Annotated in this window: 14 protein-coding genes; 5 read left to right on the top strand and 9 right to left on the bottom strand. The window is 60.6% G+C overall.

Translation table 11 applies throughout. The features are described from left to right. The first annotated feature begins 77 nt into the window (after positions 1-77). Entirely contained in the window at positions 78-881 is an 804-nt protein-coding gene (locus tag LOY28_RS08425; protein WP_019582506.1) for an MOSC domain-containing protein, read from the top strand. 68 nt (positions 882-949) lie between these two features. Here LOY28_RS08425 and LOY28_RS08430 read toward each other — a convergent pair whose 3' ends face one another. The 8 genes from LOY28_RS08430 to LOY28_RS08465 form a co-directional block, all read right to left on the bottom strand. Next, positions 950-1,234, bottom strand: coding sequence for a pyrimidine/purine nucleoside phosphorylase (locus tag LOY28_RS08430; RefSeq protein ID WP_018929993.1), 285 nt, complete (start codon positions 1,232-1,234; stop codon positions 950-952). A gap of 74 nt (positions 1,235-1,308) precedes the next feature. Further along, positions 1,309-1,857 carry an exonuclease domain-containing protein gene (locus LOY28_RS08435; protein WP_019582505.1) on the bottom strand — a complete coding sequence of 183 codons (549 nt, stop codon included), beginning with the start codon at positions 1,855-1,857 and terminating at the stop codon, positions 1,309-1,311. A gap of 71 nt (positions 1,858-1,928) precedes the next feature. Further along, entirely contained in the window at positions 1,929-3,890 is a 1,962-nt protein-coding gene (locus LOY28_RS08440) for an acetyl/propionyl/methylcrotonyl-CoA carboxylase subunit alpha (RefSeq protein ID WP_258613335.1), read from the bottom strand. Positions 3,891-3,943: 53 nt separating this feature from the next. Next, positions 3,944-4,741, bottom strand: coding sequence for an enoyl-CoA hydratase/isomerase family protein (locus LOY28_RS08445; RefSeq protein WP_258613336.1), 798 nt, complete (start codon positions 4,739-4,741; stop codon positions 3,944-3,946). Continuing rightward, a complete protein-coding gene (gene atuD, locus LOY28_RS08450; protein WP_258613337.1) occupies positions 4,738-5,895 on the bottom strand; it encodes a citronellyl-CoA dehydrogenase in 1,158 nt (385 codons plus the stop codon). Before atuD ends, LOY28_RS08445 begins: the two co-directional genes overlap by 4 nt. A gap of 23 nt (positions 5,896-5,918) precedes the next feature. Continuing rightward, the gene (atuC, locus tag LOY28_RS08455) at positions 5,919-7,535 is read right to left on the bottom strand and encodes a geranyl-CoA carboxylase subunit beta (RefSeq protein ID WP_258613338.1); all 1,617 of its coding nucleotides are present in this window, start codon (positions 7,533-7,535) and stop codon (positions 5,919-5,921) included. Positions 7,536-7,537: 2 nt separating this feature from the next. Then, positions 7,538-8,437, bottom strand: coding sequence for an SDR family oxidoreductase (locus LOY28_RS08460; RefSeq protein WP_258613339.1), 900 nt, complete (start codon positions 8,435-8,437; stop codon positions 7,538-7,540). 12 nt (positions 8,438-8,449) lie between these two features. Next, positions 8,450-10,240 carry an acyclic terpene utilization AtuA family protein gene (locus LOY28_RS08465; protein ID WP_258613340.1) on the bottom strand — a complete coding sequence of 597 codons (1,791 nt, stop codon included), beginning with the start codon at positions 10,238-10,240 and terminating at the stop codon, positions 8,450-8,452. Positions 10,241-10,430: 190 nt separating this feature from the next. Here LOY28_RS08465 and LOY28_RS08470 point away from each other — a divergent pair, with 190 nt between their 5' ends. The 4 genes from LOY28_RS08470 (at position 10,431) to LOY28_RS08485 (ending at position 14,117) form a co-directional block, all read left to right on the top strand. Continuing rightward, positions 10,431-11,054 (top strand): TetR/AcrR family transcriptional regulator, encoded by a 624-nt coding sequence (locus tag LOY28_RS08470; RefSeq protein ID WP_258613341.1) that lies wholly within the window; start codon positions 10,431-10,433, stop codon positions 11,052-11,054. A 94-nt stretch (positions 11,055-11,148) separates the two neighbouring features. Continuing rightward, positions 11,149-11,943 carry an ABC transporter substrate-binding protein gene (locus LOY28_RS08475; protein ID WP_026345972.1) on the top strand — a complete coding sequence of 265 codons (795 nt, stop codon included), beginning with the start codon at positions 11,149-11,151 and terminating at the stop codon, positions 11,941-11,943. A 171-nt stretch (positions 11,944-12,114) separates the two neighbouring features. After that, positions 12,115-12,954 (top strand): hypothetical protein, encoded by an 840-nt coding sequence (locus LOY28_RS08480; RefSeq protein ID WP_018929983.1) that lies wholly within the window; start codon positions 12,115-12,117, stop codon positions 12,952-12,954. A gap of 149 nt (positions 12,955-13,103) precedes the next feature. Beyond that, positions 13,104-14,117 (top strand): GNAT family N-acetyltransferase, encoded by a 1,014-nt coding sequence (locus LOY28_RS08485; RefSeq protein WP_258613342.1) that lies wholly within the window; start codon positions 13,104-13,106, stop codon positions 14,115-14,117. Between the two features lie 93 nt (positions 14,118-14,210). On the opposite strand, the gene LOY28_RS08490 is transcribed toward LOY28_RS08485, so the two are convergent. Next, positions 14,211-14,759 carry an RNA polymerase factor sigma-70 gene (locus LOY28_RS08490; RefSeq protein ID WP_007894994.1) on the bottom strand — a complete coding sequence of 183 codons (549 nt, stop codon included), beginning with the start codon at positions 14,757-14,759 and terminating at the stop codon, positions 14,211-14,213. Positions 14,760-15,035: the final 276 nt, after the last annotated feature.

Below are 15,035 nucleotides of genomic sequence, written 5' to 3' on the forward strand. Positions count from 1 at the left end.
CCCCTCGCCACAGGGTCTTTGATTCAGCGATCAAGCTCGTATAGGGTGGCGTTTTTGCCCACCAGGGAGCTGTGGCCATGCATCTGAGCGCGCTTTATCGTTTTCCGTTGAAATCCGGCAAGGGCGAGACCTTGAATCAGGTCAGCCTGGACAAACTGGGGCTGGACGGCGACCGGCGCTGGATGCTGGTCGACGAGGCCAGCGGGCGTTTTCTGACCCAGCGCGCGGAGGCGAAAATGAGTCAGCTGTCGGCGTTGTGGAACGCAAGCGGTGGCTTGACCCTCAGTGCCCAAGGCCATTCACCGATCGATATCGCCTTGCCCGCCAGCGATGCAGAGCTGCGTGGCGTGACCATCTGGCGCGACACCTTGCGCGTGCCCGATGCCGGCATTGCTGCGGCTGCCTGGGTCAGTGAGTTCATCGGCAAGCCGACGCGTCTGGTGCATGTGCCGCTCGATCGTGCGCGGACCACCCAGGCCGGCTACGGCAAGGACGACGATCAGGTGGCTTTTGCCGACGGTTTTCCGTTGTTGCTGATTGGCCAGGCGTCGCTGGAAGACTTGTCGCAACGGGTCGGGCGACCGCTGGAGATGCTGCGCTTTCGGCCCAATCTGGTGATCGAGGGCAGCGAGGCGTTCGCCGAAGATGGCTGGAAGCGCATCCGCATTGGCGATGTCGAGTTCCGCGTGGTCAAGTCCTGCTCACGTTGCATTCTGACCACCATCGACCCGCAGACCGGCGAACGTAGCGACGACCGCGAGCCTCTGGCGACCTTGCAGCAATATCGGGCTCAAGAGGACGGCGCGATGTTCGGGCAGAACCTGGTCAATGACGGTAACGGTCGGCTCGAAGTCGGCATGCCGGTGACGATCCTCGAATAGCAGCCCTGAAAAAAAATGCCCGTGTTCTTGGACACGGGCATTTTTTTTCGCTGTGAAACCCTAGGGGGTTAGCCGCGGTATTCGCACAGGTAAGCGGTGTCGACGGCCACTTTCAGCTGGAACTTGCTGTTGGCGGGCACGTTGAACTGGCTGCCGGCGGCGAAGGTTTGCCAGTCGCTGCTGTCAGGCAGTTTGACGGTCAGGGCGCCGGACACCACGTGCATGATTTCACGCTGGCTGGTGCCGAATTCGTATTCGCCCGGTGCCATGACGCCGATGGTCGCCGGACCTTCAGCGGTGCCAAAGGCGATCGACTTGACGGTGCCGTCGAAGTACTCGTTGACTTTAAACATGGGCGATTCCTCGAAAAGGGCTAAAAAGGGCCGGCCAGTATGCACAAGGTGTCGATAGGCGTCACCTCCTGCACTCAAGGATTGGTGGGGAAAATCAGTGGTAACAGGCGCGCGGTATTGCGCGCATCCTCCAGCGCCCGATGCTGCTGACCGTTGAACTGCAGGCCCGCCAGTTGCAGGGCGCCGTTAAGCCCCAGCGGGCGCTCCAGTCGACAGGCCTTGGCGAAACGTTGCTTGAGATTCATGTGCGGCACCCGGTTCAGGGCGCTGTCGAGTTGCAGCCGCTGCCATTCCTGAAGCAGCTGTTTGCGGTCGTAGTCACCCCAACTGGCCCAGCCTTCCAGATTCGAGAGATGTTGGTCGAGCCAGTGTTCGAACGAAACCCAGACGTCGCTCAGGGGCTGGGCAGCATCGACATTGGCCTGGGTGATGTGGGTCAATTCGCGGCAAAACGGGGTCAACAGGGGCCGACGCAACGGGCGCACGAAGCACTGGAAGTGATCCAGTTCCCGGCCTTTGCGGTCCACGAGGGTGGCGCCGATTTCGATGATTTCCATTTCTGTTACTGGCCAGCCGCCCTCATCGGTGGTGGCTTCCAGATCAATGACCAGCCAGTGAGGCATTGCAGGTTTCCTGGTATCCGCATCCTGATAGGGCTTGAGCGTAGCCAAACCCGGCGGATCCGCCTAGCGGCTTATTCGACCTCCAACAGAATCTGACGATTTTTTACCTGGTCGCCGACCCTGACCTGCAAGCGCTTGAGCACGCCGTCGATACCCGATTTGAGTGGATGCTCCATTTTCATCGCTTCAAGCACCACCAGCAGTTGCCCTTTGCTGACCGGGCTGCCCTCACTGACCAATACGTCGACGATCGCCCCGTCCATCGGCGCCTTGAGCGTGCCGGAGCTGACACTGGCCTGGCCGCTGACCAGCGCCCGGGTCCGATCGACCAGTCGCAGGCTGCCGGGGCGCGTGAACAACCAGAGTTGCCTGGCTTCGAGGCGGTAGGCATGGCGTTGGCGGATGCCGTCGATTTGCAGGGTGGCCCAGCGTCCGTCGCACTGGATGACCTTCAGTTCGAGGGGCCGGGCGCCAACCTGAACACGGTAGAGCTTGCCAGGTTCAGCGTGCAGTTCGACCGGCCATTCCTGATCCTCCAGGCCGATCCGATAGTGCAGAGGCGCGCTGGCGTTGTTGCGCCAACCGGCCAGCGGGGCGGGGTGAGCCTGCGCTGATACTTGATAAAAAAGCACCGCGGCGATGGCCAGCTCGTCGGCGCTCGGCGCATGAGGGTGCAGGCAGGGATGGTCGGCAAAGTACGTGGGGATGAACCCGGTGCTGAACTCGCTACTGATGAACTGGGGGTGTTCCAGCAGATTGGCGAGCAAGCGCTGATTGCTCTGCACGCCCAGCAGCACACTGTCCTGTACCGCCCGCAGCAACTTGCGCCGGGCTTCTTCACGGGTGGCACCGTGGGCGATGAGCTTGCCTAGCAGCGGGTCATAGAACGGGCTGACAGACTGGCCTTCGATCAGGCCATGGTCGATCCGTACGCTGCCCTGGATCGCTGGCTCCCAGGCCACGATTCGACCGGTTTGCGGCAGAAATCCCTGGGCCGGATCTTCGGCGTACAGGCGCACTTCCATGGCATGCCCGTTGAGCTGCACCTGTTCCTGTCGTAGCGGCAGCGGTTGCCCTTCGGCGATGTGTAATTGCCAGGCCACCAGATCGAGGCCGGTGATCAGTTCAGTCACCGGATGTTCCACTTGCAACCGGGTATTCATCTCCAGGAAGTAAAACCCCTCGTGAGCATCCAGCAGGAATTCCACGGTACCCGCCCCCACATAACTCACCGCACGACCCGCCTTGAGCGCCGCCTCGCCCATGGCCTGGCGCAACTCAGTGGTCATCGCCGGGCAGGGCGCTTCTTCAATGATTTTCTGGTGGCGGCGCTGGATCGAACAGTCGCGCTCGCCGAGGTGGATCAGGTTGCCGTGCTGGTCGCCGAACACCTGAATTTCAACGTGACGCGGATCGATCAAGGCTTGTTCGAGGATCAATTCGTCGCTGCCAAACCCGTGCAGCGCTTCGGAGCGTGCGCTACGGAGCTGTTCCGGCAATTCGGCGGCGCTGTGCACCAGGCGCATGCCGCGACCGCCACCGCCGGCACTGGCCTTGATCATCAGCGGATAGCCGATGCGTTCGGCTTCGCGGCGCAGGGTAGCGTCGTCCTGTTCGCTGCCCTGATAGCCTTTGATGCAGGGCACACCGGCTTTGATCATGGCCAGTTTCGACAGCCGTTTACTGCCCATCAGCTCGATGGCTTCGGAGCTGGGACCGATGAAGATGATGCCGGCTTGTTGGCAGGCGAGGGCGAAGCCTGAGTTTTCCGAGAGGAAGCCGTAACCGGGATGAATTGCATCGGCACCGGTGCGCCGGGCGGCGTCGATGATGGCCGGGATGTTCAGATAAGACTGCTGCACCGGGGCCGGGCCGATGTTCACGGCTTCGTCGGCCATCTGCACGTGCAGCGCATCGGCGTCGGCGTCGCTGAATACGGCGACGGTGCGGTAGCCCAGCTCTTGCGCGGTGCGCTGGATACGGCAGGCGATTTCACCGCGGTTGGCGATCAGGATTTTTTTGAGGGCGGGCATCGGTTATTCCCTTGGTTTTTTGCGGTGAATGTAAGGGCTTGCTCGCGAAGCTCTTAAACGGACCACCCTGGTTTGCGCTTCTGCACAAAAGCCATCGTCCCCTCGATCCCTTCAGCCCCGGTCACTGCTTCGCTGAACCACTCGGCTGCCTGATCCAGCAGGTCATCCGAGGGTTGTCCGGCACTCGCCAGCAACAGCTTTTTGGTCGCCGCATTCGCCCCCGGTGCGCAACACAGCACATGGGCCAGCACCTCATCGAGGCGTTCGGCCAAGGCTTGTGGGTCATGTTCGACAAAATGCACCAGCCCCATGCGCCGCGCCTGGGTACCATCGAAGCGTGCGGCGGTCAGGGCCAGTCGGCGGGCCTGGGTCAGGCCGATGCGTTGCACCACGTAAGGCGCGATCTGCGCCGGCAACAGGCCGAGGCTGGTTTCCGGCAGGCCGAACTGCGCCTGATGATCGGCCATCGCGATGTCGCTGACGCAGGCCAGGCCGAAGCCGCCGCCAAGCACCGCACCTTGCAGCACCGTAATCACCACTTGCGGCGCGTGTTGCACCTCTTGCAGTAGCGCACCGAACGCACGGTTCAAATCGCGGTAGGCGGGCTGGCCTTGAGCGCGGGCGTTGGCCATGTCCTTGATGTCGGCACCGGCACAAAAATGCCCGCCGGCACCGCCGATCACTAGCGCACGAATCTGCCGATCATCGCGAACCGCCGCCAGCACCGCCCGCAGTTCGGCGACCATCTGCAAACTCATGGCATTACGGCTTTCGGGACGATTGAGGGTGATGTGCAGCACGCTGTCATGCAGGCCGAGCAGCAGGGTTTGACAGGTGGGGAGGGTGCTCATTTGTTTTTCCCCGGCAGGATGCCCATGAGTTTGCAGATGATCCCCAGCATGATTTCGTCGGCACCGCCGCCAATCGATACCAGCCGCACATCGCGGTAAGCCCTGGCCACCGGGTTGTCCCACATGAAGCCCATGCCGCCCCAGTATTGCAGGCAACTGTCGCTGACTTCCCGGCCCAGTCGCCCGGCCTTGAGTTTGGCCATGGAGGCCAGACGGGTGACGTCCTGGCCTTTGATGTATTGCTCGGTGGCCTGGTAGACCAGCGCCCGCAGGCATTCGATTTCGGTTTGCAGTTCGGCCAGGCGAAAGTGGATGACCTGGTTGTCGATCAGCGCGTTGCCGAAGGTTTTACGCTCCTTGCAGTACTCGATGGTGCTGTCGACGCAGTACTCCAGGCCTTTGATCATGTTCGCCGCGCCGAACAGCCGCTCTTCCTGGAATTGCAGCATCTGCATCATGAACCCCGCGCCTTCGTGGCCGATGCGGTTGCGTTGCGGCACGCGCACGTTATCGAAAAACACCTGGGCGGTTTCCGAGCTGCGCATGCCGAGCTTGTCCAGGTGCGAGCTGAGGCTGATCCCGGGGCTGCTCATCGGCACCATGATCAGCGACTTGTTGATGTGCGGTTTGTCGTCCGAGGTGTTGGCCAGCAGGCAGATGAAATCGGCGCTCGGCGAGTTGGTGATCCACATCTTGCTGCCGTTGATCACGTAGTCGTCGCCGTCCTTGCGGGCGGTGGTTTTCAGCCCGGCGACGTCGGAGCCCGCGCCGACTTCGGAAACACCGATGCAGCCGACCTGCTCGCCGGTGATCGCCGGCCGCAGGAATTCTTCGCGCAGTTCATCGGAGCCGAAACGCGCCAGGGCCGGGGTGCACATGTCGGTCTGCACGCCGATGGACATCGGAATGCCGCCGCAATGAATGGTGCCGAACTCTTCGGCCGCCACAATCGAATAGCTGTAGTCGAGGCCCATGCCGCCGAATTTTTCCGGTTTGGAGATTCCCAACAGACCGAGGTCGCCAGCCTTGCGGAAGATCTCATGGATCGGAAAGCGCCCGGCCTTTTCCCATTCCTCGACGTGGGGATTGATTTCATGATCGACGAATTGGCGGACGGTGCGGCGCAGTGCTTCGTGTTCCTGGGTGAAGATCATTTTTATTGTTCTCCTGATCGCCCTTAGAAGCGGGCGACACCAAAGCTGTTGGGTTGCAGCGCCCGAACCTCGGCCTCATGGCAGATGTCCAGCAAGTATCCAAGCAACGTGCGGGTATCCCGTGGATCGATCAGCCCGTCATCCCACAGGTTGGCGCTGCCATATAGCGCGGTGGACTGGCTGTCGAGTTTCTGCGCGGTGACCTGTTCCAGCATGTCGAGCATTTTCGGGTCGGGCACCAATCCGTCCTTGAGTTGTTTGGCTTCGGTGACGATCCGCAGCACTTTGCCGGCCTGGGCGCCGCCCATCACCGCGGTGCGGCTGTTGGGCCAGGCGAAGATGAAGCGTGGGTCGAGACCGCGGCCGCACATCGCGTAATTGCCGGCACCGTAGGAACCGCCGACGACGATTGTCAGTTTAGGCACCCGGGCATTGGCCACCGCTTGAATCATTTTCGCGCCGTGCTTGATCACGCCTTGCTGTTCCGACTCGGTGCCGACCATGAAGCCGGTGGTGTTGTGGAAAAACAGCAACGGCGTCTGGCTCTGGTCGCAGAGTTGAATGAACTGCGCGGCCTTGCTCGCGCCTTTGGGGGTGATCGGGCCGTTGTTGCCGATGAAACCGCAGGCTCGACCCTGGATCTGCAAATGCCCGCACACCGTCTGCTGATCGAACTCGCTTTTGAATTCGAGGAAGTTCGAAGCGTCGGCAACCCGCGCGATGATTTCACGCACGTCGTAAGGTTTTTTCGGGTCATCCGGGATCAGCCCCAGCAGTTCGTCGATGGGGTAGAGCGGCTCTTCCCACCGACGTTCCGGTAACCACGGCAACTGATCGTTCCACGGCAACAGACTGACAATCTCGCGCACCTGGCGCACGCCATCGGCATCGTTCTCGGCCAGGTATTCGGCGGTGCCGGCGGTTTGCGCATGCATCTCGGCACCGCCCAGTTCTTCGTCGGTAGCGACTTCACCGGTGGCTGCCTTGAGCAGCGGGGGGCCGGCGAGAAACAGCTTGGCCTTGCCGCGCACCACCACCACGTAATCCGACAACCCTGGCTGGTAAGCACCGCCCGCCGTGGCCGAGCCGTGGACCACGGTGATCTGCGGCAAGCCCATCGCCGACATCCGCGCCTGATTGGCAAAGCTGCGCGCGCCTTCGACGAAAATCTCTGCCGCATAATTGAGGTTGGCGCCACCGCTCTCGGCGAGGGTGATCACCGGCAGTTTGTTTTCCATGGCGATCTGCTGCAGACGCAGGGACTTTTTCAGGCCGCTGGGGGAAATGGTGCCGCCCTTGATTGCGCTGTTGTTCGCCACCACCAGCACCCGCACGCCGGATACGTAACCGATCCCGGCGATCAAACCGCCGCCGGCCGCGCTGCCGTCCTTGTCGTCGTGCAGCTTGTAGCCGGCCAGGCTCGCCAGCTCGAGGAACGGCGCGCCGGGATCAAGCAGCAGGTTCAGCCGCTCCCGGGGCAGCAATTGCCCGCGCTTGTCGAACCTCGGTTTGGCTTCTGCGGCTTTATTCAACAGGTTCTGTTCGAGCTGGCGGACCTGCGCGATGCCGGCCAGCATGGCCGCACGATTGCGGGCGAACGGTTCGCTGAACGGGTCTATCTGGGACTGGATGACCGGCATGGTTATTCCTTGTCCTTCGGTTCGTCTGGTTTGGAGGCGTCCGGCCTGAGTACTTCAGGTAAATAGGCGCGGTGAAAGCCGTTGTACGAGTGACTGTTCTGCGCCTTGTGCATTGGCCAGGCCCGCCCGCCGAGGCTGGCGGCACCGTCGATGCGCAACGTGCTGCCGCTGACAAACGCCGCTGCCGGGCTGAGCAGGAACACAATCGCCGCGCTGATTTCCGATTCGGTGCCGATGCGCTTGAGCGGCACGTGTTCGCACAGCGTCGGAATCACCGCCCGGAACGCGCCTTCGTAGGTGTCCATGCCGCTGGACGCGACCCAGCCCGGCGCGACGGCATTGACCCGCACGCCGGCGTAACCCCATTCGAATGCGGCGGTCTTGGTGAAGTTGTCCATGCCCGAGCGCGCCGCGCCCGAATGGCCCATGCCGGGCATGCCGCCCCACATGTCGGCGAGCATGTTGACGATGGCGCCGCCGTGCTTGCTCATGGACTGATTGAACACCTCGCGAGCCATCAGAAAACCGCCCACCAGGTTGGTGCGCAGGATGGTTTCGAAACCTTTCTGATTGATCGACGCCAGCGGCGAGGGGTACTGCCCGCCGGCATTGTTGACCAGCCCGTGGATTGGGCCGTGTTTGCGGATCAGCTCGCTGACCAGCTGCGTAACGGCGTCTTCATTGCGGATATCGCAGACCTGCCAATCGGCTTTACCACCGTCTTCGGTGATTTCGGCAGTGACCTTTTTCAGTTTTTCGGCATTGCGCCCCACCAGCAGCACGTGCGCACCGAGGGCGGCGAGCTCATGGGCGGTGCAACGACCGATGCCACTGCCGCCACCGGTGACGATGATGGTTTGGCCGGCGAACAGGTTGGGTTTGAAAATCGAGTCATAGGCCATGGCGACAGTCCTCTAATTGAACTGATCGGCGATGCGCTGGGGCACCGGAATCTGGATTTCCAACAGTTGTTGGGCGAACGCCTTGCCTTGCGGATCGATCCGAAGGCTGGCCACGCCACCGCCGCCGAGTGCGTTTTCCAGAAGAAAATTAAAGCTCTGAGTGCCGGGTAAATACCAGCGTTCGACGCGTCCGTGGATCGGGTCGAGGACATGGCTCATCCAGTCGACCATCACCTCGGGTGTCAGTGCTTCGGCGATCCACGGCAGGTAGTCGGGGTGGCGGGCCATGACGCCGATGTTGCTGTGGTTGCCCTTGTCGCCGGAGCGCGCCACGGCGAGTTTGATCAAGGCCACGCTGGCGTCGGCGCGCTCTGTGGTTTTCGGCGGATCGAACGGTAGGGGCAGGTCAGCGCTATTGAGCATGTCGAGGGCGGGCAGGGCACACGGATGGCGCTCACCGGCAAGGTCGATCTCCAAGGTGCAGGCGGTTTTGTCGATCAGGAACGAATACAGCCGGATCAACGGATACACCGTCGGCCGCCCGCCGACGATTCCCGTCAGCCCGGGCGCCATACCGGTGGCAGCCTGAGCGATTTCCCGGGAGAACAGAATCAAGGCCTGTTTGCTCGGATGGCGCACAGCGAGTTTGATCACCACTTCGCGGCTGTCCTGGCGCTGGCCGTGGGGGCCGTAAGTGGCTTCGCTGCCCAGTAGTTCGATGTTCACCTCGCTATAGGGCGCCCAGCCGCGCTGGCTGAACATTTCCGAGGTCTTGTTGATGATTGCCTGGCTGACCCTTCGGGCCTTGGCCACCGCATCGATCCCGGCGATCAGGCAACTGGCGGTGCAGCGGAAACCGTCCGGGTACGTTGCGCTGACCTTGTACTGAGCGGTCGGCGGCAAGCCTTTCGCGCCATGCACCTGAACCGCGTTTTTGCCTTGTTGCGCGAGTTTGACCTGGCTGAAATCGCACACTACATCGGGCAGCAAATAGGCCTGTGGGTCGCCGATCTCATAGAGCATCTGCTCGCCAACCGTCAGCGGTGTGACCAGACCGCCGGAGCCGTCGGGTTTGCTGACGATGAACTGGCTGTCGGCACCGACTTCGACGATCGGAAAGCCGATGTGTTCGTAGTCGGGCACGTCATGCCAATCGGTGAAATTGCCGCCGGTGCACTGGGCGCCGCATTCGATCAGATGCCCGGCCAATGCGGCCTGGGCGAGTTTGTCGTAGTCGTGCCACGACCAGCCGAACTCATGCACCAGCGCGGCGCTGACCACGGCGCTGTCGACCACGCGCCCGGTAATCACAATGTCGGCGCCCAGGCGCAGGGCTTCGACGATGCCCGGTGCGCCGAGGTAGGCGTTGGTCGACACGCACATAGGCGGCAGGGGTGCGCCACTGAACATCTCATGGATACCCAGGCTGCTCAGGTGTTTGAACTGCGGTTGCAGGTCGTCACCCGACAGCACGGCGATTTTCAGCGCCACCCCGGCCTTGTCGCAGGCCGCTTGCAGGGCTGCGGCGCAGGCCTGTGGATTAACCCCGCCGGCATTGCTGATCACCCGGATCTGTTGTTTCGCGAGCTGCTCGAGGAGGGGGCTGAGGACTTCGATGAAGTCGCTGGCGTAGCCGGCGGCGGGATCTTTCATCCGCGCCCCGGCCATGATCGACATTGTTATTTCGGCCAGATAATCGAACACCAGATAGTTCAGTCGCCCGCCCTCCACCAGTTGCGCGGCGGAGGTCGAGGTGTCGCCCCAGAATGCACTGGCACAACCGATGCGAATTGTTTTAGGCACAGTCAACTCCATAGCCACCTGCGACAGAAGTGCTTCGAGACTACCAAGCAAGCGCTTGGTTTGTAAACGCCTTGATTATCTTCTTCCCGAGCGCTTGCTTGGTCGCCCCCGCCAGCTTAAATTGCCCGCGCAACCCTGCTGTTTTAACGGGCAGCGGCGCATTTGATTGATCGACTGTAGGAGAGAACGGGTGGACGAGCAAAAAGCCCTGAGGGTGATGCGCGAATTGGTCGACAGCGGCCAATTGACCGACCCCGACAGCGCCCGCGGCAAACTGCTGCAAGTGGCCGCTCACCTGTTTCGCAACAAAGGTTATGAACGCACCACCGTGCGTGACCTGGCCGGTGCGGTGGGCATTCAGTCAGGCAGCATTTTTCATCACTTCAAGAGCAAGGACGAGATCCTGCGGGCAGTGATGGAGGAGACCATTCGCTACAACACCGCGTTGATGCGTGCAGCGCTGGCCGAGGCCGGCAATGTGCGTGAGCGGGTGCTGGCGCTGATTCGCTGCGAATTGCAGTCGATCATGGGCGGCAGTGGCGAGGCCATGGCGGTGCTGGTGTATGAGTGGCGTTCGCTGTCTGAGGAAGGCCAGGCGCAGGTTCTGGCGCTGCGCGATATTTATGAAGCCATCTGGCTGCAGGTGCTGGGAGAAGCCAAGGACGCCGGTTTTATCCGGGGCGACGTGTTCATCACCCGCCGCTTCCTGACGGGCGCGCTCTCCTGGACCACCACCTGGTTTCGCGCCGATGGCAGTATGAACCTCGATCAATTGGCCGATGAAGCGCTGATTTTGGTGCTTGAAGAACGGTAAGAGCCGTCTATCTCGGCAAGAAACTGGCTAAGTTGACGAAACCGCCTAGTTTGTATGCATTGGTGAGTATTTTTTTGGGGAGTGTGCTGTTTTGATGTCTTCATCAATTCGAATGGCGTCGCGGCTTTTGCTGGCGGCGCTTGTAGTGTGCTGGGTGTTGCCATCTCAGGCCGCGCAACAGGTGCGGGTCGGGGCCGCCCATTTTCCCCCCTATACCGTGCGCCCGGAGTCCGGTGCCGACACCGGTCTGCTGCCGCAACTGGTGGAAGCGTTGAATCAGCTGCAAACCGATTATCAGTTTGTGCTGGTGCCCACCTCGATTCCCCGGCGTTTCAATGACTTCAAGGAAGGCCGGGTCGATATGGCGATTTTCGAGAACCCGGACTGGGGCTGGAAGGACATCCCGCATACCCTCGTTGACATGGACCTGGAAGATGCAGAAATCTTTGTCGCGCAGAAGCAACCCGGTCGCGATGAGAGTTACTTCAAGGACCTGACGGGCAAGCGGCTGGCGCTGTACAGCGGCTATCACTACGAGTTTGCCAATTTCAATGCCGATCCCAAGTATCTGGCCGACACTTACAAGGCCACGTTGACCTATTCCCACGACAGCAACCTGCTGATGGTGCTGCGCGGGCGAGCGGACATTGCCCTGGTGACACGCTCTTATCTGAGCGATTACCTGCTGCGCAACGAAAAAGTCGGCGAGCAGTTGCTGGTGTCGCAACGCATCGATCAGGTCTATCACCATTACGCGCTGATTCGTCCAGAGGCGCCGATTACGGGGGAAGCATTCGGCAAGTTGCTGCAAGGCCTGCGAAACAACGGCCAGATGCTGAAGATTTTCGATCCCTACAAAATTGCCCTGGTGCCGGTGGGCAAGCACTGACAGATAGAGTTTCCGGGGGCAGGGGGGGCGGACGACCATTCATCTGGTATTTATGTTTTGCTGTTCGAATGGTCGAATTGACAGTAGACGCTTCCCCTCACGTGGTCTTAGCTCCTTTCCTGTGTCCGACCCCATGGAGGGGTTGGCGCTCATTCAGAAAGGATTTCTGTCATGACAAACCCCGCGTTGGTTTCTCTCTCCTGTGTGCCCGCTCCTGTGGTGCCACAAGCCGTCAACGATGTACTCGTTCTGAAAAAACCTGATGATTCGGCCGGTGTCACGGTCGAGGTGGCGCGTTGGCCATTCATGGTGGTTAATCAAAAGACAACGCTGCATGTCTGCGGTCAACAAGCCGACGGCTCGCCAGTGATGCTGCGAGTGGCCGACGCCGAGCCCGTCACGCAACAAGAGTTCCAAGAGGGCTGGCGTCGCAATATTGCCTGGGCGTCTTTGCAGAATCTGAAAGACGGGAGCCATCTCGCGTTTGTTTTTCAGGCGGCGCTGGATGGAGGCAGTTGTGCTGGCCCGGTGCTGTTCCCGACATTGTGTCTTGAGGTCCAGGCGCCTTTTGACGATACAACGACCTTCTCGGCAACAGACGGTACCAATAACTGGAATGGTTGGATGAGGGGCGACGCTGCGACTGATCCACGGGATCTCACCATCACCAAAGATGGAGATATCTACGTATTATTCGACAACACCTACACCAACAACTCTGCCGGCACGGTGTTGAAAAAGACCTTTCAGGGGCTGGAAGTGGGTCGGTCCTATGAGTTCGGGGTGACCGTGCGCAGGTGGAACAACAGCTATTCGGTTCCGGTGCTGTCACTCAACAGCGGAGCGCAAGTCATTGCCCCCGCGACGGAAATTTCATCAATGGCCTGGGCGCCGCTCAAAGGCACGTTTACCGCGAGTGCATCACAGATGGAGTTGCAGATCGTTAACCATGTCGCCACCGGAAACGGCAATGACTATGCCTTCCGCGAAATCTGGGTCAGGTCGATCTAGCACCTGCGTAACGTCAATGGCCTGGAACTGATCCAGGCTGTGCATGCCACCGCGAATGCTGATTAAGGTTCGCGGTGTTTTTCGTTAAATTTCCATGCCCGGCTCACGTCACCTCAGTTAACTGTCGACGATTACCGTGAGCCCGATCCATGTCCAATCTGAATGACCTGACCGCCCTGGCCTTGCCGTCAGGCAACCGTCTTGTAGCCGATGAAACCGCAAGTCGCCTGAGCCTCAGTCTGGAAGGGCAGCCGCTGATCGAACTGCGGCTGACCCGCGAGCCCGAGTTGCATCTGCGGCTGGAGGAGCGCTTTGGCCGTCCTGACGGTCAAGCATTCTGGGCGGCCTGTTATTGGCTGTTTGCCCGTGATGCGCAGTGTCAGCGTCTGAGCTGGTACCTCGATCAAGTGCCCACCGAAGCCTTGCTCAGCGGGTTGCTGATCGCGACCGACGTCAACGGTCAATATCGCTGTGAACGCACGCTGTTCTGGCAATTGCCTCAGCCTTGGCTGGGTGAGTCGTTGACCGATAGCTATCCGCAGCAGATGGTCATCAGTGACGGCAAGCGCCATCCCCTGCGTGCGGTGAAACCCCGTGGTGAGGTCTATCGACGCTTCGATGCGCGGCTCGGTGCATGGGTTTCCCTGCGTACGCTGGAAATTGAGCATGACCTGGCGCGTTTCAATCGTTGGCAGAACAACCCGCGGGTCGCGAGTTTCTGGCAGGAGGAGGGCAGTCTCGAGAAGCATCGGGAATACCTGAGCAAGCTCGAAGCCGACCCGCACACCTTGACCCTGATCGGTTGCTTCGATGATCAGCCGTTTGCCTACTTTGAAGCCTACTGGGCCAAGGAAGATCGCATTGCGCCGTTCTATGACGCCGGCGATTACGACCGTGGCATTCACATGCTGGTGGGTGAGGAAGATCACCGTGGCCCGCACAAGGTGGCGAGTTGGTTATCGGCGCTGGTGCACTACCTGTTTCTCGATGATCCGCGCACTCAACGGGTGGTCGCCGAACCTCGCGCCGACAACGCGAAGATGATCGGGCATCTGCATAATCAGTGTTTTCACTGCGAGAAAGAGTTCGACTTCCCGCACAAGCGCGCGGCGCTGATGGTGCTGGGGCGTGAGCGGTTTTTTGATCGGTGTTCGTTGTCTTGAGTCAGTCTTCGCGGGCAAGTCGGATCGCCGCACCGCTCGCTCCTACAGTGACAGGCAATATTCCCTGTAGAGCGAGGTTTGCCCGCGAAGCGTTTAACGACGGGCGAAGGTGTCCGCACGATTGCCCGACACCTTGCGGCAATGCACCAGCGCATCACGAATCATGAAGTTCACCAGGGTCGGCGAGACGCCCAGTTCCTTGGCGATGTCTTTTTGCGGCACGCCGTGCAGGCGGTACATCTCGAAGGCGTAACGGGTGCGGCTGGGCAGCTCCGTCAGTGCATCGGCAATGTTTTCCAGGGTCGAGAAATTCATGTGCGAGGTTTCCGGCGAAGCGCCCTGGATCACCACGTTCAGGCCTTCTTCTTCCGGGCCCGAATACTTCTGCTCCAGCGCCTGCTTGCGGTAGTGATCGATCGCCAGGTTGCGCACGATCTGGAACAGGTAACTGAGCTGCGCCTTGATGGACGAGGTGATCTGCGGCGCCGATTGCAACCGGAAGAACGCATCCTGCACCACGTCTTCGGCGCGGGATCGGCAGCCGGTAATGCGGGCGGCAATCTTGACCAGAATCAGTCGGTTGTCGACGAAGGCCTGAAGTAGCGGTGAATCGCACCTGCTTGTGGATACTTGTTCCGTCATTGGAAATCACCTTGCTGCAAATAGGGTTGTGGGACGACAAGGGGGTCGGAGCCGTCCTACATATCGAGCGACAAATTATGTTGAATGATAATGATTGTCAATTGAGAAAGAGAATTAATGCTCCGTGAAGGTGCGCAGTGAGAACGGCGACACGCTGACTCACCCACCGGCCACAAGCCTGCCGGCGCTCAAGCCCGGCGACTAATTATTCCAAGACCTCATCCGTTCTCATTGGTGAATGGCTGCGGGCGCAAACCCCGGCCAAAACAGCATTCC

The organism is Pseudomonas sp. B21-017 (assembly GCF_024749245.1).
GTDB lineage: Bacteria > Pseudomonadota > Gammaproteobacteria > Pseudomonadales > Pseudomonadaceae > Aquipseudomonas.